At 61.2% G+C, this 23,556-nt stretch carries 18 protein-coding genes and 5 pseudogenes; 4 read left to right on the top strand and 19 right to left on the bottom strand.

Translation table 11 applies throughout. The features are described 5' to 3' along the window. Positions 1 to 11: 11 nt before the first annotated feature. From tatC to LDP01_RS04005, 15 genes and pseudogenes are all read right to left on the bottom strand, one after another. Positions 12 to 848: a twin-arginine translocase subunit TatC gene (tatC, locus tag LDP01_RS04075; protein WP_224090396.1), complete on the bottom strand. Its 837-nt coding sequence runs from the start codon at positions 846 to 848 to the stop codon at positions 12 to 14. 6 nt (positions 849 to 854) lie between these two features. After that, a complete protein-coding gene (tatA, locus tag LDP01_RS04070) occupies positions 855 to 1,124 on the bottom strand; it encodes a Sec-independent protein translocase subunit TatA (protein WP_224090393.1) in 270 nt (89 codons plus the stop codon). Positions 1,125 to 1,160: 36 nt separating this feature from the next. After that, a complete protein-coding gene (locus LDP01_RS04065) occupies positions 1,161 to 1,511 on the bottom strand; it encodes a hypothetical protein (RefSeq protein ID WP_224090391.1) in 351 nt (116 codons plus the stop codon). 9 nt (positions 1,512 to 1,520) lie between these two features. Next, the gene (locus LDP01_RS04060; RefSeq protein ID WP_224090389.1) at positions 1,521 to 3,560 is read right to left on the bottom strand and encodes a helix-turn-helix transcriptional regulator; all 2,040 of its coding nucleotides are present in this window, start codon (positions 3,558 to 3,560) and stop codon (positions 1,521 to 1,523) included. Between the two features lie 97 nt (positions 3,561 to 3,657). Continuing rightward, complete coding sequence (locus LDP01_RS04055; protein WP_216925697.1) at positions 3,658 to 4,053, bottom strand: FKBP-type peptidyl-prolyl cis-trans isomerase; 396 nt, start codon at positions 4,051 to 4,053, stop codon at positions 3,658 to 3,660. Between the two features lie 70 nt (positions 4,054 to 4,123). Then, positions 4,124 to 5,054, bottom strand: a pseudogene (locus LDP01_RS04050) (FKBP-type peptidyl-prolyl cis-trans isomerase). 129 nt (positions 5,055 to 5,183) lie between these two features. Continuing rightward, positions 5,184 to 6,549, bottom strand: a pseudogene (gene pafA / locus LDP01_RS04045) (Pup--protein ligase). Position 6,550: 1 nt separating this feature from the next. Then, positions 6,551 to 7,258 carry a proteasome subunit alpha gene (prcA, locus tag LDP01_RS04040; protein WP_224090386.1) on the bottom strand — a complete coding sequence of 236 codons (708 nt, stop codon included), beginning with the start codon at positions 7,256 to 7,258 and terminating at the stop codon, positions 6,551 to 6,553. Between the two features lies 1 nt (position 7,259). Further along, entirely contained in the window at positions 7,260 to 8,069 is an 810-nt protein-coding gene (prcB, locus tag LDP01_RS04035; protein ID WP_224090384.1) for a proteasome subunit beta, read from the bottom strand. A gap of 80 nt (positions 8,070 to 8,149) precedes the next feature. Continuing rightward, a pseudogene (locus LDP01_RS04030) lies at positions 8,150 to 8,354 on the bottom strand (ubiquitin-like protein Pup). 117 nt (positions 8,355 to 8,471) lie between these two features. Next, complete coding sequence (gene dop, locus LDP01_RS04025) at positions 8,472 to 10,091, bottom strand: depupylase/deamidase Dop (protein WP_224091020.1); 1,620 nt, start codon at positions 10,089 to 10,091, stop codon at positions 8,472 to 8,474. Positions 10,092 to 10,141: 50 nt separating this feature from the next. Continuing rightward, positions 10,142 to 11,954: pseudogene (gene arc / locus LDP01_RS04020) on the bottom strand (proteasome ATPase). A gap of 96 nt (positions 11,955 to 12,050) precedes the next feature. Beyond that, entirely contained in the window at positions 12,051 to 13,139 is a 1,089-nt protein-coding gene (locus tag LDP01_RS04015) for a tRNA (adenine-N1)-methyltransferase (RefSeq protein ID WP_224090383.1), read from the bottom strand. Between the two features lie 119 nt (positions 13,140 to 13,258). Further along, positions 13,259 to 14,422, bottom strand: a complete 1,164-nt coding sequence (locus tag LDP01_RS04010; RefSeq protein ID WP_224090382.1) for a site-2 protease family protein — start codon at positions 14,420 to 14,422, stop codon at positions 13,259 to 13,261. After that, positions 14,423 to 15,142 (bottom strand): HAD family hydrolase, encoded by a 720-nt coding sequence (locus LDP01_RS04005; RefSeq protein WP_224090381.1) that lies wholly within the window; start codon positions 15,140 to 15,142, stop codon positions 14,423 to 14,425. Between the two features lie 122 nt (positions 15,143 to 15,264). Between LDP01_RS04005 and LDP01_RS04000 the strand changes: the two genes are divergently transcribed. Next, entirely contained in the window at positions 15,265 to 16,170 is a 906-nt protein-coding gene (locus tag LDP01_RS04000; RefSeq protein WP_223932802.1) for a PAC2 family protein, read from the top strand. 30 nt (positions 16,171 to 16,200) lie between these two features. On the opposite strand, the gene mshC is transcribed toward LDP01_RS04000, so the two are convergent. Then, positions 16,201 to 17,478 (bottom strand): cysteine--1-D-myo-inosityl 2-amino-2-deoxy-alpha-D-glucopyranoside ligase, encoded by a 1,278-nt coding sequence (gene mshC, locus LDP01_RS03995; protein WP_224090380.1) that lies wholly within the window; start codon positions 17,476 to 17,478, stop codon positions 16,201 to 16,203. 15 nt (positions 17,479 to 17,493) lie between these two features. Beyond that, complete coding sequence (locus LDP01_RS03990; protein ID WP_224090379.1) at positions 17,494 to 18,327, bottom strand: undecaprenyl-diphosphate phosphatase; 834 nt, start codon at positions 18,325 to 18,327, stop codon at positions 17,494 to 17,496. A gap of 51 nt (positions 18,328 to 18,378) precedes the next feature. Here LDP01_RS03990 and LDP01_RS03985 point away from each other — a divergent pair, with 51 nt between their 5' ends. Next, positions 18,379 to 19,311 (top strand): aldo/keto reductase, encoded by a 933-nt coding sequence (locus tag LDP01_RS03985; RefSeq protein WP_224090378.1) that lies wholly within the window; start codon positions 18,379 to 18,381, stop codon positions 19,309 to 19,311. A gap of 9 nt (positions 19,312 to 19,320) precedes the next feature. Here the strand turns inward: LDP01_RS03985 and rfbA are convergent, their stop codons facing one another. Beyond that, positions 19,321 to 20,187: a glucose-1-phosphate thymidylyltransferase RfbA gene (gene rfbA / locus LDP01_RS03980; RefSeq protein WP_224090377.1), complete on the bottom strand. Its 867-nt coding sequence runs from the start codon at positions 20,185 to 20,187 to the stop codon at positions 19,321 to 19,323. A 54-nt stretch (positions 20,188 to 20,241) separates the two neighbouring features. Here rfbA and rfbB point away from each other — a divergent pair. Together rfbB and LDP01_RS03970 are read left to right on the top strand one after the other, a co-directional pair. Then, positions 20,242 to 21,241, top strand: a pseudogene (gene rfbB, locus LDP01_RS03975) (dTDP-glucose 4,6-dehydratase). 2 nt (positions 21,242 to 21,243) lie between these two features. After that, on the top strand, positions 21,244 to 22,653 hold the full coding sequence (locus tag LDP01_RS03970; protein ID WP_224090375.1) for a sugar nucleotide-binding protein: 1,410 nt from the start codon (positions 21,244 to 21,246) through the stop codon (positions 22,651 to 22,653). Here LDP01_RS03970 and LDP01_RS03965 read toward each other — a convergent pair. Beyond that, positions 22,645 to 23,505, bottom strand: coding sequence for a glycosyltransferase (locus tag LDP01_RS03965; RefSeq protein ID WP_224090373.1), 861 nt, complete (start codon positions 23,503 to 23,505; stop codon positions 22,645 to 22,647). The two genes, LDP01_RS03970 and LDP01_RS03965, sit on opposite strands and share 9 nt — an antisense overlap. Between the last annotated feature and the right edge of the window lie 51 nt (positions 23,506 to 23,556).

Genomic DNA, 23,556 nt, shown 5'->3' with positions numbered 1-23,556 from the left:
TGGCCTGAGGTCTAGAGATTCTCCAGATCCGAGGCCGGGGTGGCAATATCTGCCGTGGCTTCGGTCTCAGCAGCACGCTTGATGGCACGACGTTCCCGCCGGCGGTCATTCCAGAGACACACACCGATGGCAGCAAAGAACAGAAGAAGCATGGGCGCCGCCAAGTAGAACATGCTCATGGCGTCGGCACCCGGGGCAGCCATGGCCGCAAACAGGCAGACCAGGAAGATGGTGATCCGCCAGCTTTTGACCAGTTGCTTGCCCTTGATGATTCCGGCCAGGTTCAGCCCAACCAGCACCACCGGCACCAGGAAGGCGATTCCAAAAGCCAGAAGAAGCCTGAGGACAAACGCAAGGTAGATTTCGGCACTAATGAAGTTTGAAGCGCCGGTGGGTGTGAAGTCCGTGAGGACACGCACGGCGTTGGGCAACACAAGCCATGCCAGCAGGACGCCGCCGATAAACAGCGGAACGGCAGCTGCTACAAACGACAGAGCCAACCGGCGCTCTTTCTTGTGCAGGCCCGGGACTATGAATGCCCACAGCTGGTAGATCCAGACAGGACTGGAAAGGATCACGCCAAGGAATACGGAGACCTGGACCATGAGGTCGAATGAGCTGGCTACGCCATCAAAGTTCAGGCTGGCAGCGCGGCCTTCTTTTTCATTGAGGTCTTTGATCGGCTTGATCAGGGCTTCCAAGAGGGGTTGGTAGACGATGAAGCCCAGCACCGTCCCAAGAATAACGCCGATGGCAGCCTTGAAGAGCCGGTTCTTGAGCTCCTTAAGATGGTCAAGGAGCGCCATCCGGGCTTCGGGGTTGGCCTTGCGCCCCTTCGTCTCTACCACTTCTTCTTAGACGCGGTTGGAGGGCGGAACGTCGGTCTCGCCGTTGTTCTTGGCCTTTACGTCCGGGTGGTCTACAACCCTGCCTTCAACGGCGTCAGAGGGTTCCTGCGTTTCCTTCTTCTCGGAGGAACCGTCCTTTTTCATTTCCCGGACTTCAGACTTGAAGATACGCATCGACTGTCCAATGCTGCGCGCCATGGACGGCAGCTTCGGTGCGGCGAAAAGCACCAGAGCCAAAACGATGATGATGATGAGATGCCAGCCTTCGAGCCTCATGTGGGGAGGTCCTTTCCTTTTGGATACATCCTACGTCTATCTGAATTCAATGTCGTGCAGGGATTGGGGCTGACCCCGCTCTGCTTTGCGCTGAACGCGCTTCTGGCGACGAACTTCCTGGCGGAAGGCTTTGGCCGTCAGGTAATCATGACGCATCTGCTCCGGCGAGGCAAAAATTGCAGATCCCGGCTCCGGGTGGCGTTCCGGAGCCTCAACATCGGAGGTTTCTGCGGCAGGAGAAAGATGGCTGAAACGTTTGCCGGCGTCCCCTAATTCATGAACAGTGGCCATGAATTTCCTGAACAGCCGATAACCCAGGGTCACATGGAGGAGCAACGACAGGGCTATGAGCGCGATCCACAGCAGGATCCAAAACCACCAAGGCATCTGAGTAGTCTAGCCAGCCACGATGTCCGACGAGGAAACGGCACCGTATTGGTCAAGCGCCGCCGTGAGCCAACCCTGGACTTCCTGGCGCAACTGCGCAGGGTCCAGCACCCGCACTGTCCCTCCATGTTGGGACACAAACATCGGTAACCACTCCACATTTCCAAAGCGCACCTCGGCAAGCAGCCCGCCGTCGGGCAATTCAGCCGTGCGTTCGGCGTAGTAGTCATCAGCCAGGCCAGCGCCCTGCCGGGTCAACTCAAGCACCACCAGGACGTCGTCGTCACTGGGCGTGAAGAGCCTTGCCGGAAAGTCTGCATCAGCAGTTGCTGTTCCGGAGACGGGACGGCCATTGGGTTCCAGGGATTGCACGCGGTCCAGCCGGAAATTCCGCAGTCCCGACTTGCTATGGCAGTAGGCCTCGAAGTACCAGGTGTTGTCCAGGGAGTACAGCCGCAGGGGATCCACGTCGCGCTCGGTTACTTCGTCCCGCTGCGGGGAAAGGTAGCTAAGGCGCAGTTGCTGGCCGTCCCTGATGGCGTGGGTAATGGTTGCGAACGCCCCCGATTGCTCGGGTGCCACCGACTGGCCCGCAACTGCCCCGGCCAGGCGTCCGGCCTGTCCTGCAGCGCCCGTCAATTTGATGGTCACAGACTCCAGGGCGCTGCCCGGTTCGTCCTCGGCCAAACCTGCCAGTGCAGGTAGATCGCCGAGCATCGACAATCCAGTCAGCAGCGCGGCGGCTTCGTCCTCGCTGAAGCGCACAGGACGGTTCAGGTCCAGGTGCTCGGTGATGTACACATGGTCGTTTTCCCACTGGATGTCCAGGAGGTCGTCCGGGTAGCCCCCGGGCAGCCCGGAACAGATCAGTATCTTGAGGTCGTCAATGAGGGCTTTGCGGCTGATTCCAAAGCGGTCCGCTACCTCCTGCACGTGCAGGCCCTGATGGTGGACGAGGAACGGCACCAACTGCAGCATGCGCGTGAGCTGGTCTTCGGACGTGCGTTTCCTCGATCGCTGCGCGCGGGCAGCCTCGGGAAATTCCACGGGGATGGCCGGAGACGCATTGAAGTCCGCAGCGCTTTTGAGCCGGCGTACGACGGCGGCACGCAGCTCGGCCGGTTCAAGCACTTTGACGTGGGGACCATACGAGGCCAGTTCCTCGGCGAACTGCCCGGGGTCCCGGAAGTCCACGACCAGCCTGTCCCGGCCGCCTGTTCCCTTCCCAGCCCGTTCCTCCCCGGACGCGGTGGAAACAGCACGTTTGCGCAGGGCGAGGAGGCGTCCCTCGTCTACGTCCAGGACAGCCTGCTGCAAGGGAAGTTCGTTGAGGGAATCCAGCTCCGCCCGGGCGTTGAAACCGGCTGGCGGCTCGAAGGAACTGCCCGGTATGACGGAGACGGCGGTGGTCATGCGTGACAACCTGAAAATCCTCTTGGCGGCCCTCCCCCGGTCGAAACCCACGAGGTACCACTGCCCGAACCGGCTCCCCAGGCCCCACGGCTCCACCTCGCGTGCTTCCTCACGGCCGGTACTTCCGGCGAGGTAGCCGAAGCGGACCGCATGCCGGCCGTGCATGGCTCCAACGACGTCGTCGAATGCTTGTCCGGCTGGCTTGATCCGCGGCTGGACGCCGGCAGGCAGGTCGACGTCGGTGAATCCACCTGCCGCCTGCAGCTTGCGCACGGCATTGACTGCGGCGTTGCCGAGGGCAGCACGTTCCCACAACTGGGCGGCAAGGAGGAGGACAGTGGATTCAGCCGGAGTCAGGCTGACATCAGGAAGTCTGTTGGAGTCCTTGCCGATGCGGTAGCGGGTTGATGCGGGGTCCTCGGACCCGAAATTGCGGGGGTCCGTTAGGGTCTCGATCTCAAAGCCGAACTGTTTCAGATCCACTTTGTCGCGCTCGAACATCCGTCCGAACGCGACGTCGTTTTCGGCGGTGTCGTGATAGACCTTCTCCCGCAGGACGGAGCGCGGAAGGCCCACCCTGGTATTGAGCAAGGCAAGCAGGAGGTTCAGGAGTCGTTCAGTGCGGGATGCGGACACGGTTGCTACGTTACTAAAGTCCTGGGCGAAAGCAGCAAGGCGCGTCACCGGCCCGGCAAAGCCGGGTGGTAACGCGCCTTGGCAGGAAGCTTGCGCCCTAGCGGACAGCTACGAGGTCAACGACGAAGATCAAGGCCTCGTTGGGCTTGATTGCTCCGCCGGCGCCACGGGATCCGTACGCCAGTTCTGAAGGGATCTCAAGGCGGCGACGGCCGCCAACCTTCATACCCAGCAGGCCCTGGTCCCAGCCCTGGATGACCTGGCCCACACCAACACGGAAGTCCAGCGGAGCGCCACGGCCCCAGGAAGCGTCGAACTCTTCGCCCGTGGACCAGGCGACGCCAACGTAGTGGGTGGAAACGGTGTCGCCGGCTTTGGCCTCGGCGCCGGAACCCTCAATGAGGTCCGTGATGACGAGCTCGGTGGGAACGTCGCCTTCCGGGAAGTCGATTTCGGGCTTGGTGCGGTCGAAGTCACGCTGACCAAATGACATGGTTGCTCCTTGGTGTGAGGGACGAATGGTGTCAGGAACCAGCTTAGCCAGTCCCGGATCAGGTGGCTGCCTACTTGACGCCGAGGATGTCAACGACGAAGACGAGATCGCCCTTGGCTTCACCCTGTCCAGCAGCGCCATAAGCAAGGTCCTGCGGGATGACCAGAAGGACGCGGGAGCCGACGGTCTTGCCTTCCAGGGCCTTGGGTCCAGCCCTTGATGACACCGGAAAGCGCGAAGCTTGCTGTCTGTCCCCGGTCAAAGCTCGAGTCGAACTTCTGGCCGCCCACAAGATTGACGCCAACGTAATTCACCGTGAGGGTGTCAGTAGCCTTAACAGCAGCGCCGGAGCCCTTGATGAGGTCCTGTGCGATGAGTTCCTTCGGAGCGGCTGCGCCTTCAACGGAGATCTGCGGGATGCCCTTGTCGTCTTCCTTCACGGTGGGGAGTCCAGCCGGAGGAGTGACGGTCTCGCCTTCCGGCTTCGACAGGACCGGAGCGGCTTCCTTGGCGGAAAGCAGCTTGAAAACCACCAACTGCGTAGAGCCGGCGGCAGCGCCCTGGGCTGCCGAACCCGGCGCGGCGAACGCGATGTGGGAACCGATCTTGGCGCCAACAATGGCGTTGTAGATCAGCTCGTTGCCCTTCTTGAGCTCGTCATTCAGCTCAATGGGCTGGGGGCCGTTCTTGTAGACGTCTTCAACGGTCTTGCCGTCATTGCCATCCACAGCGATGTATGCGAGCTCGGCAACCTGGCCGGCCTTGATACGGTCGCCGTTGCCTTCGCTGACTACCTTGATGGTAGGTTCAGCGACGGTGAGCGGCTTGGTGAAGTCCAGGCCAGGGGCCTTGTCATCTCCGTTGTCGGTCACCTTGACGGAATCGAGTTTGGAGACATCGCCCGATGACTGGCTGGTGGGCTCGGCGGCTGGCGTGCCCCCGCCCCCACACGCAGTGATGAGCAGCAGGGCAGGAAGAAGAATTGCTAGGAGTCGGCGCACAAAAAAGACACTTTCGTCGGGGCAAAGGACACTCGGAAAGGCGCATGGCAGATCCAAGGCAATGGCCTCTTGGAAAGAGGCCACGGTCCAGAATAGCCGGTGAAGCTGGGAGTACGCTCAGAAAGGCTGTTAGCCCATGGAGTCCAGGAGCGCATCAACGCGGTCGTCCACGCTGCGGAAGGGGTCCTTGCAGAGGATTGTCTGGTGTGCGCGGTCGTTGAGCTTCAAGTGCACCCAGTCCACCGTGTAGTCGCGTCCGAGCTCCTGCGCCCTCCGGACGAAGTCTCCCCGCAGCTTGGCCCTGGTTGTCTGTGGAGGAGTGTCAACAGCGTCCTTCACTTCGGTTTCGGGAACCAAACGCCGCGCGGCATCCCGTGATTGCAGCAGGAAGAAGAGGCCGCGCTGGCGTGAAATGTCGTGGTAGGTGAGATCCAGTTGAGCAATGCGCGGCGAATCCAGGCTGAGGTCGTGCCGGCGCATGTAACCGTCCATCAGCTTCTTCTTGATGGCCCAGTCCACTTCGGTGTCGATAGTGCTGGTATCGCCACTTTCGATGGCGTCCAGGGTCCGCTCCCACAAGTCGAGAATAAGCGGCACGTGGGCATTATGTGCGCCGTTCGCGGCCACGAACTCTGTGACCTTTGCAAGGTACTCGCGCTGGATATCGAGCGCCGAGAGCTGCCTGCCGTTTGCCAGGCGGACTAAAGCGCTGCCCGTGAGGTCATGCGAAATTTCCCGGATGCTCCGGATGGGGTTCTCCATTCGCATGTCCCGCATGATCACCCCTGCCTCGATCATGCGCAGGATCAGGTCCACCGTCCCCACTTTGAGGAGTGCGGAGGTTTCGGACATGTTGGAATCACCCACGATCACATGGAGCCGACGATAGAACTCGGCATCGGCATGCGGCTCGTCACGGGTGTTGATAATGGGGCGTGACCTGGTGGTGGCAGAAGACACACCTTCCCAGATGTGGTCTGCCCGCTGTGAGAAGGCGAAAGTTGCACCATGGGGTGTCTTCAGGACTTTGCCTGCTCCCGCGATGAGTTGACGGGTCACCAGGAACGGGATGAGGATCTCGGCCAATCTTGAGAACTCTCCCCGACGCGGTATGAGGTAATTTTCGTGGCTTCCGTAGGAGTTTCCGGCGGAGTCGGTGTTGTTCTTGAAGAGGTACACCGTGCCATTGAAACCCTCCGCGGCGAGCCGGGCCCTGGGCCTCATCAACGAGGTCGTCCAGGATGAGCTCTCCGGCGCGGTCGTGCGCGATGAGTTGCGCGAGGTCGTCGCATTCCGCGGTGGCGTATTCCGGGTGCGAACCAACGTCCAGGTACAGGCGTGAACCGTTGGTCAGGAAGACGTTGGAAGACCTGCCCCAGCTCACCACCTTGCGGAACAAATAGCGGGCCACTTCTTCGGGGGCCAAAGGACGTGAGTCGGGGCTGGAATAGGAAATCCCAAACTCCGTCTCGATGCCGAATATGCGTTTGTCCATCTCAAGCCTCCTCTGTGAGCAGCTGTGTCATGTCCTCGGGGAGCAGACGCCGGAAAGCCCGGCGGGAACCCCGGTGACTCTCCGAAGCGCGGTCCAGAACGGCAGCTTCGACGGCGGTCGCCGGGAGGGCGTCGGCTTCCTTGTCCGTCGCCAAAGCGCGCAAAGCCAATCTCATGGCTCCGGCAAAACCAAGCTCGGGCTCCCAAGCCCCGCTTACGACGTCGGAAATCTGGTCGGCAAGTCCACCCATCACCACGAAGCCGTTCTCGTCGGCAATCGAGCCATCAAAGGTGAGCCGGTACAGGTGGTCCTGCTCCTGCGCCAGGCCGACTTCAGCCACGGCCAGTTCCACTTCGAACGGCTTTTGTTCGGCGGTGAACACAGCGCCGAGGCTCTGCGCGTAGACGCTTGCCAATCCCCGGGCGGTCACGTCTTCGCGGTCGTACGAGTAGCCACGGACATCCGAGTACCGCACCCCGGCCTGCCTGAGGCTTTCGAACTCGTTGTACTTGCCCACTGCTGCGAAAGCGATTTTGTCGTAGATCTCGCCGATTTTGTGCAGCGACGGTGACGGGTTCTCAGCGATCAGTGCGATGCCATCAGCACAACTGATCACCACTACGGAGCGTCCGCGGGCAATGCCCTTCCGTGCGAAATCCGCACGGTCCTTCATCAGCTGTTCGGGTGAGACATAGAACTGCTGCGTCATGTCAGGCCTCCCGTCCGGCGATGGCACGGGATTCGACGATGGCACCGGCTATCGCCGCCAGGTCCCGTTCAGGTACCCGGCGATTACCGGCACGGTTGACCGTGTAAACCACTGGCCACAGCTGGCGGACGGGGTCCGGGCCTCCCGTTGCGGAGTCGTCGTCCGCGGCGTCGTAGAGCGCCTCAACCGCGACGGCCACAGCCTGTTCTTCCGAAAGGTTCGGCTTCCAAAGTTTCTTCAGGGCTCCACGTGCAAAAACTGAACCGGAACCCACGGAGTGGTGTTCCTGTTCTTCATAGCGCCCACCGGTGACGTCGTAGGAGAAAAGCCGTCCGGTGCCCGATACGTGGTCGAAACCGGCAAACAAGGGAATCACCGCCATTCCCTGCATTGCCATGGGCAAGTTGCCGCGGATCATCGCACCCAAACGGTTCGCCTTGCCCACGAGGCTAAGAAGCGTGCCCTCAATTTTCTCGTAGTGTTCCAGTTCCACCTGGAAGAGCCGCGTGATATCGATTGCCAGGCCCGCCGTACCGGCAATACCCAGGACCGAATACTGGTCCGCGGGAAAGACCTTCTCAATGTGCCGGCTGGCGATCACGTTTCCCATGGTTGCCCGCCGGTCCCCCGCCATCAGCACGCCGCCGGCATACGTCAAGGCGACGATGGTGGTCGCGTGCGGCGAGGACGGAACGGTACCGGCCGGCAACGTTTGGTTGAACGGAAGGAGTTCGGGACGCGAGCGTTGAAGGTGCTCCGTGAATGAAGACGTTGCCTGGGTGGCCAGGGGGCCGGTTGATGGGTCCTGCATTGCTGCACTCCTTCGACTCTGCATTCCGATGCCCGGTGGCCTCGCGCCAGCCGGGCAGTACATGGTTTGTCCGGGTCCGCTTACTGGCCGCCCTTTTGGACGAAGGCCCCTGACGAACTCTTCAGCGTTGGATTCCAGGACGCCATCGATTTCGTCAAGGAGGTCGTCCACACCCTGGGTGGCATCCGAGGCCTGGGCTTCGGGTGCTGCCGGTGGTGCCTCCGGGACGTCTACTTCAGTCTCAGTATCCCGTGACTGCGGTTGCTGCTGCTCCTGAGCTGCCATTTCCATCTCCCTACTGTCAGCCCCCGGTTGTGGGGACTTCCTACTGCCATATTGCCACGCCGTGGGCTGCTGCGCCCGGCTTTGCCAAGGCACCATTTTTGCCCGTGGCTGAATGCCTCAGTCCTTGGGCGGCGGCGGTTTTTGGCCCAGCAATTCGGCCAGGAACGAGCCCGCCTCCTGATGCCGGTCAAAGAGGGCTCCTGTGAGCGCTCGGGTCCCCCGAAGTGGTTCGCGGGTGGGAACACGCTGCAGTTTCCCAAGTCCCGGAACATCGAAGATGACCGAGTCCCAACTGGCGCCAACGACGTCCTTGCCGAAGCTTGAAACGCACCGTCCGCGGAAATACGCCCGTGTGTCCGACGGCGGTTCACCCACCGCCCTGGCGATGTCGGCGTCGTCGACGATCCGGATCATCCTGTCCCTGGACAGCATCCGGTAGTAAAGGCCCTTCTCCGGCCGGATATCGGACCATTGGAGATCGACCAACCCGAGCCGGGCATCGTCCCAACCAAGGCCGTCGCGGTTCCGATACCCCTCAAGGAGGGACTTCTTGGCTATCCATTCCACGGATGACGCCGCAGCAGCGGGATCGCTGCCCAGCAGTGACAGCGTCGATTCCCAGCGTTCAAGTACGCCGTGCGTGTGCCCGTCGCCAGTGACGGAATCGGCAACTCCGGTCTCCTGCGCCAGCTTTGCGGCAGCTTCGTAGTACATCCACTGGATATCCAGGGCGGTCACCCGCCGTCCATCCAGCAGTCTTACGGTAGTGGCCAAAGTTGTGTCATGACTGATGGCCTGCAGTGCCTGAACGGGTTCATGGACTTCGATGCGGGGCGCCTGGCCGGCTTCAATGAGGCTGAGAACCATGGCCGTGGTGCCGAACTTCAGATAGTTGGAAACCTGGCTGAGGTTCGCATCGCCGATAATGACGTGAAGCCGCCGGTACTTATCCGCGGTCGCGTGAGGCTCGTCCCGGGTGTTGATGATGGGGCGTCGGATAGTGGTCTCCAGGCCCACCTCAGCCTCGAAGAAGTCTGCCCGTTGGCTGATCTGGTAGCCGGCCGTGGAACTGTCCTGTCCGATCCCCACACGCCCGGCCCCACAAATCACCTGCCGGGACACGAAGAATGGTGTGAGTCCCCGGATGATGTCGCCAAAAGGAACTGAACGGGGCATGAGGTAGTTCTCGTGCGAGCCGTAGGACACCGATTTGTTGTCCGTGTTGTTCTTGTAGAGATTGATCGGCGGAAGGCTGGTGTCTGCCGCTACTTTCCTCACCGTGGCAAGTGCTACGAGATCGCCGGCAGCGTCCCAGGCCACCGCATCCCGCGGGTTGGTGACTTCAGGGCTTGAGTACTCCGGGTGTGCATGGTCCACGTAAAGGCGGGCGCCGTTCCCGAGGACCATGTTCATGAGGAGCGAACCGGATTCGTCCTGGCCATCCAGTTCCAATTCCTGGCGGCCATACGCCAACGCGACTGCCTCGGCGTCGAGCACTGGCGGCTGGTCAGTCAGCTGGCTGGGATCGGCACTTGCCCGGTTAACCGTCCAGCCGCGGGCATCGTGCAAGGGTTCTTCGTCCGTATAGTCCCACCGCGTTTCCGCTCCCCCGGCGGCACGTTGGCGGGTGACCGTCGCATAGGCCTGGATGATCCGGGCGGACATCATGGTGGCGTTCGCCCCCGGCGCCGATGGCGCATGGATTCCGTACTCGGTTTCGGAACCCATGACGCGCATGGCGCCGCCTACAGGCAACCTTTCCGCGGGTACACCCTCGGTTTTGGCCGTCACAGGTACTGACCCGTGTTGGCTGTAGTCTCGATCGACTTGCCAGGTTCCTGGCCTGCCTTGCCTTGCACGATCGTACGGATGTACGTGATCCGTTCGCCCTTCTTCCCTGAGATTCTTGCCCAGTCGTCAGGGTTCGTGGTGTTCGGCATGTCCTCGTGTTCCCGGAATTCGTCCACCACTGCACGCAGCAGGTGATCGATCCTCAGACCCTTCTGATGGTTGGTCAGCAGATCCTTGATCGCGTACTTCTTGGCTCTGTCCACGACGTTCTGAACCACGGCGCCTGAGTTGAAATCCTTGAAGTAGAGCATTTCCGTATCACCGTTGGCGTACGTGACTTCAAGGTATTCGTTCGACTTCTCGGTGGAATACATTGCCTCCACGGTGCGCTGGATCATGGCGTCGACAGTAGCTTGGACGTCTCCGCCATACTCCGCCAGATCCTGTGCATGGAAGGGAAGGTCAGTGGTGATGTACTTGCCAAAGATGTCTGCAGCAGCTTCGGCATCGGGTCGCTGGATCTTGACCTTTACGTCAAGGCGGCCCGGCCGGAGGATCGCGGGATCGATCATGTCCTCGCGGTTTGAGGCACCAATGACGATCACATTGTCCAAACGCTCCACGCCATCAATCTCGCTAAGCAGCTGCGGGACGATGGTGGTTTCGACGTCGGAAGACACGCCGGTTCCACGCGTACGGAACAGCGAATCCATTTCATCGAAGAAAACCACCACGGGGCTGCCATCGGACGCTTTTTCGCGGGCACGGGAGAAGATCAGCCGGATGTGCCGTTCGGTCTCGCCAACGTACTTATCCAGGAGCTCAGGACCCTTGATGTTGAGGAAGTAGCTCTTGAGGTCCGTGTTGCCTGCGCGCTCAGCGGCACGGGCAGCCAGGGAATTGGCCACGGCCTTGGCGATGAGGGTCTTGCCGCAACCCGGCGGACCGTAGAGAAGGATTCCCTTGGGCGCCTTGAGCCCGTGTTCCCGGTACAGGTCCGGATGCAGGAACGGGAGTTCAACAGCATCGCGGATCTGTTCGATCTGGGGACCAAGGCCGCCGATATCCTGATAGGTGATGTCCGGAACTTCTTCCAGGACAAGGTTCTCCACCTCAGCGCGCGGGACTTTTTCCAGCGCATAGCCGGTGCGCGAATCCAGCGACAGCGCATCTCCTACCTTCAGGTGCACGCTTTGCAACGCTCCTGAAAGGCGGACTACGCGTTCCTCGTCGGCGCGGCCAACTACCAACGCACGGTCCTTGCCCAGCATCTCCTTGAGCGTAACGAGTTCACCCGCCCGTTCGTAGCCGAGCCCGGCAACCACCAGCAGGGCCTCATTCAAAAGGACTTCCTGGCCAACTGCGAGTTGGTTGACATTTACCAGCGGGCTGATGCCAACACGCATCTTGCGGCCGGCATTGAAAATGTCCACGGATTCCTCCGTTGCCGCCTGCCCGGAAGATCCCGGGCCCCGGCTGCCTGCGGGGGTTGATCTGTACCACCGTTCCGAAGCTGTAAGGCGGCTGCCCTTCCTGCTCCAAAGCACCCTTCAAACGAAGGATCTCGCCCTTCGCCGTTTCTAGCATGCTGACGAGCTTGCTGTTGTTCTGGGTGGCGGCGGCAAGCTGGCGGTCGATGTGGCGAAGCTTGTCCCGAAGGATGTTGATCTGGCGTTCGGCCACGGTCAATTCACTGGATGGGTCGGGCGGCTGGATGGCGGCAAGCCTCCGGTTTGCTGCCTCTTCAGCAGCGGCGTTAGCTTCCTCCGGCGTCGGCCGTCCAATGTCGTTGTTGTTCGACGTATCCACGATTCATCAGCCCCTTCCTGCGCTTAACAAGACCTTAGTCCCGAAAAGCTCAGGGTGCTTGGTGACATCCGGAATGCGGACCCTATTGTGACCTTTTCAGTTTGTGACCGGGGGGTCGTCCTGGACATTGGTTCCGGCGATGGCGTCACGTGCGGCACGACGGAGTTTCTTGTCCGAAACGGCACGCTCCCCTACCGCTCCCGGAGTCCATGCGTTCAGGTCTTCCTCGCTGAATTCGGTCTTGGACGGGCGCCGCTTGACGGAGATTCCAGTGACGCCGTCGGCGAGCCGCCTCGTGACCAGGAGGAATCCCGTATGGGCCACCATGCGGTGGTCCGGGCGTACTGCGAGTCCTTCAAGGTGCCAGCCGCGCACCATGGATTCCCAGGCATCAGGTTCAGTGAAACGTCCGTCGGCCCTGATGGCCTCGGCGGTGCGGGAAAGCTGTGTCACCGTTGCGACGTAATTGATCCAGACGCCACCTGGGGCCAGGACCGTTGCCACGGCGTCAAGGCACTCCCAGGGAGCAAGCATGTCCAGCACTACGCGATCTACGGAGCCGGGCGCCTCGGCACGGACCACTTCTTCCTGGAAGTCACCAAGGGAGATCTGCCAAGCGGGGTGCGGGCCACCGAAAATCGTCTCGACGTTCCCCCGGGCGATATCGGCGAATTCTTCGCGGCGCTCAAAGGAATGGAGATAGCCGCCGTCACCGACTGCACGGAGCAGGGAAATCGAAAGCGCGCCGGAGCCCACGCCGGCTTCAACAACCCGGGCACCCGGGAAGATATCGGCCATCGTGACAATCTGGCCCGCGTCCTTCGGATAGACGACCGCAGCGCCACGAGGCATGGACAGGACGAAGTCCGAAAGCAAGGGACGCAGCGTTTGGTACTGCTGCCCGATATTGTTACTGACTACCGAACCATCAACCTTGCCGATGATTTCATCGTGGTTCAGGAAACCGCGGTGGGTATGAAAAGCTCCCCCCACCTCAAGCGTGATGGTGTTCATCCGGCCACGCTCATCGGTGAGCTGCACCCGCTCGCCCACGCGGAACGGCCCACGGCGGCGGGCTGCCCCGGTTGGTTGCGTGGCAGAGTCAGTGGCTGGCTTATCGGTGCCTGTGTCCGCGCCCGTGACAGTGCCTGCGCTTGTCTCAGCCGCGGCGGTTTCGCTGCTCATGTGGTGTTCCTCGCTCCTGGGCGGTTGCGCCGCCATGTGTTGCTGCCGTATGGGCGCCGAAAAGGATGGTTTGTTTTGTTTGTTTTATGGACCGGATCGTAACTCTACCGGCAAGGGCGTTAGGCGCGCCCGCTGCCCCGGGCTTCTTTACCTGTAATCGCTGTCACTACTGCCTGCTGGCGGAGCAACCCGGTCACGGTTCCGTTGTGGTCCACCACAGCGTATTCGCCGCCTTCCAGCCGCGCCAGATACTGGATCAGCTCCTGGCCCTTGGACCATTCCGGGACGTAGGCGCCGGCCGCGAGGGCGTGCGCTACGGCGGTGACCGGCGTCGTCGCTACCGCCTCGGGAGGGACCGCGGCAGCTGCCCCCGGATCCACCACTCCCTGCGGTTTTCCGTCGGGTCCGCAAATCACGACGGCGGGACTCCCGGCCGGGGATACCGCCAGGACGTCTGCCACACTGGCCGCGTTCGGCAGGCCCACTGCCGGCTCCGCGAGCCCCGCCGCGCTCACGAGGTAAAGGCGGCTGCGGAGCTTTGCGTGGTTGATTGAGCTCGATGCGCCCATCCACAGGAAGCCACAGACGAGGACGGTGATAAGCATGAGGCTGATGTCCAGGGGTGCTCCGCTGAGGAGCGGCACCCCGATGAACCAGATGACAAGTGCGGCGACGATGACGCGGCCTGACCATCCTGCGGCTATGGTCCCCTTGTCCTGGCTGCCCGTGGCCTTCCATACCGCCGACTCCACCAACCGGCCGCCATCCAATGGCAAACCGGGAAGAACGTTGAAGATGCCAATAAGCAGGTTGGCCCACATCAGGATGTTTGCCAGGATTTCCGCGACGCCACCGAGGACGCCTGAACTTAGGACAGCCCACATGCCGCCGGCCAGGATAAAGTTCGACACCGGTCCGGCAAGGGCGACGATGACAGAGCGTCCAGGGGACGCGGTGAAGCTCTCGAACTGGGTGTGCCCGCCCCACAGGTTCAGGACAATCTTTTCCGTTGGCCAGTTGAACGCTTTGGCACTGAGCGCATGGGCAAGCTCGTGGACCAGGACGGAGAGCGCGAGCAGCAAGGCATAACCGAGGGCAACAAAGTAGGCCCAAATGCCCAGGTTGGGCATGCGCACCAGCAGGGCGGGCCCATAGACGATGATCGTGAAGCCGGCGATAACGAACCACGAGTAAGCGAGATACACACGGATTCCCGCGATTTTCCCCAATGGAATGCCGTCCTTTTTGATGGCAGCATGATGGGGCGTGGAGGAGCTGCTCACCTAGTTTGCCCCTTCAAACAGGTTTCGCTGTGCGACGCGGTCGGCAATCAGCTGGCTGACGTCCGCTGCGGTCCGGCCCACCAGGGTCTCCCACATGACCATGCCCGGATACTCGGGCAAAGGAACCTGGTGGGGAATGCCCACTGTCAGTACGCCCGATGCCAGGGCAGCCGTAGCGCCCGGAATGGAATCTTCCAACGCAACACAGTGATCGATGGTCAGCGACGGGTCATCGAGGCGGAGCCGTTCCACAGCCGTGAGGTAGGCCTCCGGATGGGGTTTGCCGTTGGTGACGGTGTCTCCCGTTACCAGGAATTCGAAGTAGGGCTTGGCAAGGCTTTCGACGATAACGCCGGCCAGTGGGCCCTCGGACATGGTGACCAGGGCGCAACGGACGCCTGCCTGGTGCAATTCGTCCAGCAGTTCGCGTGCTCCCGGGCGCCACGGAACTTCATTGCGGACGTGCATGATCACCTGTGCGCTGAGGGTATCCACGATTTCCCGGGCTTCAAGGCGGACTCCTGCGGCTTGCAGCACCGCGGCAGAGTGCAGCAGGGACTGACCCACCAACTGCATGGCCTGCTGGTGCGACCATGTCCCACCGTGCGCCTCCACGAGTGCGCGCTCGGCGGCGATCCAGTAAGGCTCAGTGTCCACAAGGGTGCCATCCATATCCCAGAGCACGGCTTTGATGAGGGGCTGAACGGATGACGAAGGCATGGTTTCAAGTCTACGTGGAACGCGGGGCGCTTCCGGCCGGGCTTGCGCTGTGGGCGAATACAGGACACGCTCCGGCGTGAAATGCCATGCATCCACAAGGGTCTTGGACGTAGGGTGAGTGGATGAACAGTGTGGACGGGACCCCCGAAGGACAGGACATCACCGCGGAGCCCGAGCGTTTCCTTAAGGAACCCGCGGAAGGCCAACGCGTCACCGTAATGATCGCCGCGTTTGAAGGCTGGAACGACGCCGGTGAGGCCGCCAGCGATGCGCTGCACTACTTGAACAAAGTCTGGGACGGCAAGAAGGTTGCCACGGTAGACGCCGAGGAGTACTACGACTTCCAGTTCACCCGGCCCACCGTGCGCCGCACGTCCTCGGGTGCGCGGAAGGTCAAGTGGCCCTCAACGCGGATCTACAAAGCGTCAGTTCCGGACAGCAATGTGGACGTGGTTTTTGTTCTTGGCACCGAACCTTCGTACCGTTGGCGGGCATACACCACAGAACTCCTGGTCCATGCGGAAGCACTGAAGGTGGACTCGGTCATCCTTGTCGGTGCGCTGCTGGCCGATGTTCCCCACAGCCGGCCAATTCCGGTAAGCACCACCACGGAAGACAGTTCGCTGCGGGAACGGCTGAATCTGGAAGCCTCCCAATACGAGGGACCCGTGGGAATTGTTGGCGTCCTGGCCGAGTTCGCCATGCTGGCCGGGCTGCCAACCGTTTCCCTGTGGGCAGCCGTCCCCCACTACGTCGCACAACCACCATCGCCCAAAGCCCAGCTGGCCATCCTTCACAAGATCGAAGACCTGCTCCAGGTTCCCTTGGACAGCCAGGCACTGGCAGAAGAGTCAGAGGCTTGGGAACGGGGCGTCGATGAGCTCGCCACTGAAGATCCTGAGATTGCCGCCTACGTGCGGCAGCTGGAGGAAGCCAAGGACACCGCGGACCTCCCGGAAGCATCGGGCGAATCTATTGCACGCGAATTCGAGCGCTACCTCAAGCGACGCGGAAAGGACCGGCCCTAACGCAGGACCGGCCCTAAAGCAGGACCAGCCTTAAAGCTCCACCCCGAGCAGGGCGTCTACGGCATCGCCCATAAGGGCGGCGTCAATCCCGGACATTGGTGCGTTCTGCCGCAATGCTTCGTCAGCCCAGCGATCGACGGCGGCAATGGCCCCGGGAGCGTTGAGGTCATTGGCCAATTCCAGGCGCATGGCCTCAACGAGTGTTGCGGCCGAACCGGCGGGGGCAACGTCACGGGCATTGCGCCATCGGGCCAGCCGATCCTTTGCTGCCGCAAAGTCCGCCTCAGTCCACGACCAGTCCGAGCGGTAGTGGTGGGCGAGGATTGCAAGGCGGATTGCGGCTGGTTCTTCTCCAGCGGCGCGGAGCTTGGAGACAAGCACCAGGTTGCCCTTGGACTTGCTCATCTTTTCCCCGTCAAGGCCCACCATGCCGGCGTGGGCATAATGCTTGGCGAGCGGAACGCCTGCCAGCGAGTACGCGTGTCCGGCTCCCATTTCGTGGTGGGGGAAGATGAGATCCGAGCCGCCACCCTGCACTGTGAATGGTGCGGGCAGGTATTTCTGCGCGATAACCGTACACTCGATGTGCCATCCGGGACGGCCGTCGCCCAGGGTGGCCCCCGGCCAGCTGGGTTCGCCTTCACGTGCTACGCGCCAGAGCAAGGGATCGAGCGCCTGGCGTTTGCCTGCCCTGTCCGGATCGCCCCCACGCTCTGCAAAGAGGGAAAGCATTTCCGCTTCGCCGAGGCCTGAAACATCGCCCAGGGTCCATGCATCCGTGGCGTCGGATCGTTTGCCGGCCATTTCGACGTCGTAGTAGACATCGCCGTCGGGTTCGCCGTCTGTGCCTTGTACGCGGTAGGCGACGCCGTCGGCAATAAGCCGCTCGATGGCGGGCACAATATCCGGAATGGCTTCGACCGCGCCGATGTAGTGGTTTGGAGCAAGGACGTTGAGGGCGTCCATATCCGTGTGGAACAGTTCAATCTGGCTCTGCGCCAGTTGACGCCAGTCCACGCCGGTGGCGGTGGCGCGCTCAAGCAGCGGGTCATCGATGTCCGTAACGTTCTGAACGTAGGCCACCGGGATCCCGGCATCGCGCCAGGCCCGGTTGAGGAGGTCGAAGGCCACGTAGCTTGCGGCGTGTCCCATATGGGTGGCGTCGTAGGGCGTAATACCGCAGACGTACATCGATTGTTCCGGCTGCGGCTCAATCTCCACGACGCGGCCGAGGGCGGTGTCGAAGAGGCGTAGTTGGGGCATACTGCCGGGCAGCTCAGGAACAGGGCGGGAAGTCCACGATTTCACGACTCAACCTTAGTGCTAGGCGCTGATCACATTGAAACCGAGCAGGACATACAAGGCCAGGCCCAGAAGAATGCGGTACCAGACAAAGAGCCTGTAACTGCGTGTGGAGACGAACTTAAGGAACCAACCAATGATCACGTAGCCCACTACGAAAGCGATGACTGTGGCCAGCGCCGTTTCCGGGAGGCCGTAGGGACCGGCCAGGCCCTCCTTGGAAACTGTTTTGTAGAGCTGGTACAGGCCGCTGCCGAAAACCGCTGGAATGGCGAGGAGGAACGAGTAGCGGGCCGCAGCTTCACGCGTGTACCCCATCAGCAAACCGGCAGTGATGGTTCCGCCGGACCGCGATACGCCGGGAATAAGGGCCATTGCCTGGGCAAAACCGTACAGGATGCCGTGCTTGTAGCTGAGCTCCGTGAGATCCCGTTCCTGGCGGCCGACGGCGTCGGCAACCGCCAGGATCATGCCAAAGACAATGAGCATGGTGGCGACTATCCACATGCTCCGCAGGACAGACTCGATCTGGTCCTGGAACAACAACCCGAGCACGATGATGGGAAGGCTGCCCAGGATCACCAGCCATCCCATTCGGGCGTCCGGATCATTCCGTGGGACTTTTCCGCTCAGGGACCTGAACCAGGCCCCAATGATCCGCACGATGTCGCGCCAGAAATAGACGATGACTGCCGTCTCCGTACCCAGTTGGGTGATGGCCGTGAAGGCGGCTCCGGGATCGGCCGCATTCGGAAGGAATGAGCCCACGATCCGCAGGTGTGCGCTTGAGGAGATCGGGAGGAATTCGGTGAGGCCCTGCACCAGGCCCAGCAAGGCTGCTTCTATCCAGTTCACGTGAATAGACCCTACGTCATGAAGACTGGGAACTCCCCGTAAGCTATCAGCATGCAGCAGCGTTATGTCGGGAACAGCGGGTTCCGTGTCTCCTCTTTGTCCCTCGGAACAATGTCCTGGGCGCAGGAGACGGATGAGCAGGACGCTGCCGAGTTGCTCCACGCCTTCGTGGACGCAGGCGGCACCGTCATCGACACCGCTGCATCGTATGCACAAGGCCAGGCTGAGGCGATGTTGGGCTCCATGTTGGGCGATGTCGTGGCTCGTTCCGAAGTCGTGATATCCACCAAAGCCGGCGTCTCGTCGTCGGAATCCAGGCGCAGCATCAATGCATCGCGGGGTGCCCTGTTGTCGGCGTTGGACGCCAGCCTGGCAAGGCTTGGAACCGATTACCTCGATATCTGGTTCGTTCATGAGTGGGACCCAAATGTTCCCTTGGACGAGACTCTGTCAGCGTTGGAGCTCGCGCAGAGGACGGGACGTGCCCGCTACGTGGGAATTTCCAACTACAACGGGTGGCAGACAGCCAAAGCGGCGGCAGTCGCTGGTTTCACGCTGGTAGCCAACCAATCCGAATATTCCCTGGTGCAGCGAAAGCCGGAGGAAGAGCTCATTCCTGCCGTGGAGGATGCCGGGCTCGGCCTGATGGCCTGGGCTCCCTTGGGCCGTGGTGTCTTGAGCGGAAAGTACCGGGGCCAGATTCCTGCTGATTCCCGGGCTGCGCAGAGCAGGCTTGCTGCGTACGTTGAGACATACCTTGAACCGAAGGCATCACGGGTGGTGGAGGCCGTCGCCATGGCCGCGCGGGGTTTGGGACGATCACCCCTGGACGTATCCCTGAGTTGGTTGCTTTCGCGTCCCGGCGTTGCCACGGCGATCGTGGGAGCCCGGAACGCCGTCCAGCTCAAGGAATTGCTGGATGCCCAGTTGACGGTTCTCCCGGCCGAGATCTCGCGCGCTTTGGAAGACGTTTCTGCGACGTAGTGTTGCGGCTTATTGGCGGTCGAGGATATCCAGCAGGTAACTGCCGTAGCCGCTCTTGGCGAGCTTGGAAGCCTGCTGGCGGAGTTCGTCGTCGTTCAGGTATCCCATCCGCCAGGCCACTTCCTCCGGCGCTCCAATCTTCAGGCCTTGCCGGTTCTCGGTGGTGCGGACATAGTTTGACGCGTCGTTGAGGTCGCTGAAGGTTCCCGTATCCAGCCAGGCAGTCCCGCGCGGAAATTTTTGCACGTGGAGCCTGCCGAGCTCCATGTATTGCCGGTTGATATCCGTGATCTCCAGTTCCCCTCGAGGCGAGGGTTTGAGGTCCTTTGCCATGGCGACGACGTCGTTGTCGTAGAAGTACAGGCCCGGGACCGCGTAGTTGCTCTTTGGGGACGTTGGCTTTTCTTCGATGGAAACGGCCAGCCCGTCGTCGTCGAATTCCACCACGCCGTAAGCACTCGGATCCTTGACCCAGTAACCGAAAATCGCGCCTCCTTCAACGTCCGCGTACTTGCGGAATTGGTTACCCATCCCGGGACCGTTGAAGATGTTGTCTCCCAGGATGAGCGCTACTTTGCCGCTGCCAATGTGCCGCTCCCCCAGGATGAATGCCTGGGCCAATCCATCAGGGGTGGGTTGTTGTTCATATGTGAGGTTTATGCCGAATTGGGAACCGTCGCCCAGTAAGTTCTCGAACTGTGGCGCATCCGTGGGCGTAGTAATCACCAGAATGTCCCGAATGCCGGCAAGCATCAGCGTGCACAGCGGATAATAAATCATGGGTTTGTCGAATACGGGGACTAATTGCTTGCTGATTCCAAGCGTTATTGGGTGTAGCCGGGAGCCCGTGCCGCCTGCAAGAACGATGCCGCGCATATTAGCTGTCCCTTCCCGCTGCACATAGCCGCAATTGGCGGCTACGCTATGGCCATGCAGAGAATCCTTGTCACCGGCGGGGCCGGATTCATTGGATGCAACTTTATCCACTACATCATGGAGCACTCACGCCTCCATGTCACGGCCCTGGACAAACTCACCTATGCGGGGAACATCGAGTCCCTCGCGGGGCTGCCTCCTGAACGCTTCGAATTCGTCCAGGGCGATATCTGCGATGCCCCGCTGGTAGACCGCATGACGGCAGCCGTTGACGCCGTGGTCCATTTTGCTGCCGAATCACACAACGACAATTCACTGCAGGACCCCCGGCCGTTCGTGGACACGAACCTCGTAGGTACATTCACGCTCATCGAAGCGGCGCGGAAGCACAGTACCCGCTTCCACCACATATCCACAGATGAGGTGTATGGGGATTTGGCCCTGGAAGATCCGGAGCGTTTCACCGAGTCCTCGGTCTATCGGCCCACGAGCCCCTACTCGGCAACCAAAGCCGGTTCAGACCTGCTGGTCAGGGCATGGGTCCGTTCCTTCGGCCTCAAGGCGACCATCAGCAACTGCTCCAACAACTATGGGCCCTTTCAGCACGTGGAGAAATTCATTCCGCGACAGATCACCAACATCCTGGATGGCAACCGTCCCCGCCTCTACGGCAACGGCCACAATGTACGGGACTGGATCCATGTGGAGGACCACTCCGCAGCCGTGGCCGCAATCCTGGAGCGTGGGCGGATTGGTGAAACGTACCTGATCGGCGCTGATGGTGAGCAGTCCAACCGGGACGTCGTGGAGAAGCTGCTTCGGCAAATGGGACAGCCTTCAGAAGCCTACGATCTGGTGACTGACAGGCCCGGCCACGATCTTCGATATGCGATCGATTCCAGCAAGCTTCGAAAGGAACTTGGCTGGGTCCCCCGGTTTGCAGACTTCGACGCCGGCCCTGGCTGACACCGTCCGCTGGTACCAGGACAACGAAGCCTGGTGGCGGCCGCAAAAAGCTGCGACCGAGACCAAATACGCAGGCCAAGGCCATTAACCATGGGACCCGCTGAATTGACATCCCGTAGTACACCGATCCCCGGGCTGGTGCTTTTCGGGCTGCCGGTCCACGGGGACCACCGGGGATGGTTCAAGGAGAACTGGCACCGTAGCAAGATGATGGCTTTGGGCCTCCCCGACTTTGGGCCGGTGCAGAACAACATCTCCTTCAATGCCAAACGCGGGACTACCCGGGGTATCCACGCCGAACCGTGGGACAAGTTCATCTCGCTCGCCTCAGGGCGGATCTTTGGTGCGTGGGTGGACCTGCGTCAGGGCCCGACTTTCGGCACGGTATTCCACGCAGAGATGTCCCCCATGGAAGCCATCTTTGTTCCCCGGGGCGTGGGCAACGCCTTCCAGACCCTCGAAGACAATACCGCCTACACCTACCTGGTCAACGATCATTGGAGTGCCGCAGCGCAGGCCGACTACACGTTCCTCAACCTTGCCGACGAAGACGTCGGTTTACCATGGCCCATCCCGCTGGAGGAGGCCGTGGTGTCTGACCAGGACCGGACCCATCCACGATTGGGCGACGTAGCTCCCATGCAATCCAGGCGGACGTTGGTACTCGGTGCGGACGGCCAATTGGGGAAGGCGCTCAGAGAAGAGTTCGACGGCGACCCAACGGTGGACTTTGCGGGGCGGGCCCAGTTCGACATCTCGGCAGAGAACTCCTATCTCGCCACCGATTGGCGTAAGTACTCCACCATCATCAACGCCGCCGCCTTTACGGGAGTCGACGCCGCGGAGACAGCGGAAGGCCGCACTGCTGCCTGGAGCATCAACGCAGCCGCAGTGTCCCGCCTGGCCAGGACCGCCGTCGAACATTCACTGACGCTTGTCCATGTATCCAGCGACTATGTGTTCGACGGTACCGCCGCTGTGCATCGGGAGGACGAGGCGCCCACTCCCCTGGGTGTCTACGGGCAAAGTAAAGCGGCCGGAGACGCTGCCGTTGCTGCGGTGCCGCGGCACTACATTGTGCGGAGCAGTTGGGTAGTGGGCGAGGGCCGCAACTTCGTCCGCACCATGGCTGGGCTGGCCGCAAAAGGCGTAGCACCCGCAGTGGTGGGTGACCAATGGGGGCGGCTGACGTTTGCTTCTGATATTGCCGCAGGCATCAGGCACCTGATCACGCAACAGGCACCTTACGGAACGTACAACCTCACCAGCGACGGCGAGCCGCAGTCCTGGGCGGAAATTGCGCAGGAGGTCTATCGCCTCTGTGGTGTGGATCCTGGGAAAATTAGCACCATCAGCACGTCCGAATACGCAAAACCCGGGATGGCGCCGCGTCCAGGCAGCAGCGTCCTGGACCTTTCGAAAATAAAGGGAACGGGCTTCAGTCCGTCCATGTCGCATTCCCGGTTGGAAGCATATCTGCGGTCCGGAACGCTACTTTGAGACGAAGCCTCCCGCTTTCCGCGCTACGAGGGTCTTGGCCAGGTCCCTAAGCCGCGATGGCTTTCGGAGCAGCCGCAGGAGAATTCTCCAAGCGCCCAGGATCCTGTCCACGCTGCGGCTGACGAAGCGATCATCCACATCGAGGGAAACAGAAAAGTGCGGGGCAATGCGTCGGGCACTCGTCCGCAGGCCCACAACCTCGTTGAGGACGTTGCCGCCGTGGATCACCTGCAACCACATCGGGTGTGCAGTCCGCGCATTCAGGACGGGGGCATAGGCATCGATCCGGTAATGGTGTTCAACGAACACCGTGGCCGGAGCGTGGTTCGCAACCCGCTCTATCAAGCTCGAAAATGGATTCATCGTGTACGGGCGGACGTAAACTTTCCGCCCGGCATACTGCGCACCATTCACCAGATTTACGAACGTTTTGTCCTGTTCCCTGAAACAACTTTGAATTGTCTCAATAAAGTCGTTTGCTACTGCGTCGTCGTTGTCTACCCGTGTGGTAATGACGTAGGGCGTGGCACTAAGTTGGCCAATTGTCCGGCTCAGGAATTCCTGCGAGAAGGCACCCTCAACGTAAACAGCCCGAAAGACGCCTTGGGACAATTTGTCAATCTCCAGCCGCAACCATAATGGCGACAGGGAGTCAAGGAAAACCAGCCAGGTAAACCGGGTTTCCGTTTGATTTCGGAAGCACGGGATGCAGTACATTTCAAACAGTTGAAGGCGCTCGCGAAGCCATGCGTCCGTGGGCTCTGCCTTGTGATAAAAGCTGCGGACATTGAAGCGTGTGAGAACAAAATGCGTTGCCTGGCCCCCCAAACAGTCTGTGATCTCGCTGCCCATGTCCGTCCTCTACGTGGTCAGGGTTGGTCCCTTGGTGTCGACACAACGCAT

Source organism: Arthrobacter sp. StoSoilB13 (assembly GCF_019977255.1).
Lineage (GTDB): Bacteria > Actinomycetota > Actinomycetes > Actinomycetales > Micrococcaceae > Arthrobacter.
Note: the sequence above shows the minus strand (reverse complement) of the source record. Positions and strands in the feature narration are given on the sequence as shown.

What these genes read in the sequence shown, in the direction of transcription:
- LDP01_RS04005 (WP_224090381.1), bottom strand. Translation starts at nt 15,142, where the DNA reads ATGCCTTCGTCATCCGTTCAGCCCCTCATCAAAGCCGTGCTCTGGGAT.
- LDP01_RS04015 (WP_224090383.1), bottom strand. Translation starts at nt 13,139, where the DNA reads ATGAGCAGCGAAACCGCCGCGGCTGAGACAAGCGCAGGCACTGTCACG.
- prcA (WP_224090386.1), bottom strand. Translation starts at nt 7,258, where the DNA reads ATGACGCAGCAGTTCTATGTCTCACCCGAACAGCTGATGAAGGACCGT.
- LDP01_RS04065 (WP_224090391.1), bottom strand. Translation starts at nt 1,511, where the DNA reads ATGCCTTGGTGGTTTTGGATCCTGCTGTGGATCGCGCTCATAGCCCTG.
- LDP01_RS04055 (WP_216925697.1), bottom strand. Translation starts at nt 4,053, where the DNA reads ATGTCATTTGGTCAGCGTGACTTCGACCGCACCAAGCCCGAAATCGAC.
- rfbA (WP_224090377.1), bottom strand. Translation starts at nt 20,187, where the DNA reads ATGCGCGGCATCGTTCTTGCAGGCGGCACGGGCTCCCGGCTACACCCA.
- LDP01_RS03985 (WP_224090378.1), top strand. Translation starts at nt 18,379, where the DNA reads ATGCAGCAGCGTTATGTCGGGAACAGCGGGTTCCGTGTCTCCTCTTTG.
- tatA (WP_224090393.1), bottom strand. Translation starts at nt 1,124, where the DNA reads ATGAGGCTCGAAGGCTGGCATCTCATCATCATCATCGTTTTGGCTCTG.
- LDP01_RS04000 (WP_223932802.1), top strand. Translation starts at nt 15,265, where the DNA reads ATGAACAGTGTGGACGGGACCCCCGAAGGACAGGACATCACCGCGGAG.
- prcB (WP_224090384.1), bottom strand. Translation starts at nt 8,069, where the DNA reads ATGCAGGACCCATCAACCGGCCCCCTGGCCACCCAGGCAACGTCTTCA.
- LDP01_RS03970 (WP_224090375.1), top strand. Translation starts at nt 21,244, where the DNA reads ATGGGACCCGCTGAATTGACATCCCGTAGTACACCGATCCCCGGGCTG.
- dop (WP_224091020.1), bottom strand. Translation starts at nt 10,091, where the DNA reads ATGCGCGTCATGGGTTCCGAAACCGAGTACGGAATCCATGCGCCATCG.
- LDP01_RS03965 (WP_224090373.1), bottom strand. Translation starts at nt 23,505, where the DNA reads ATGGGCAGCGAGATCACAGACTGTTTGGGGGGCCAGGCAACGCATTTT.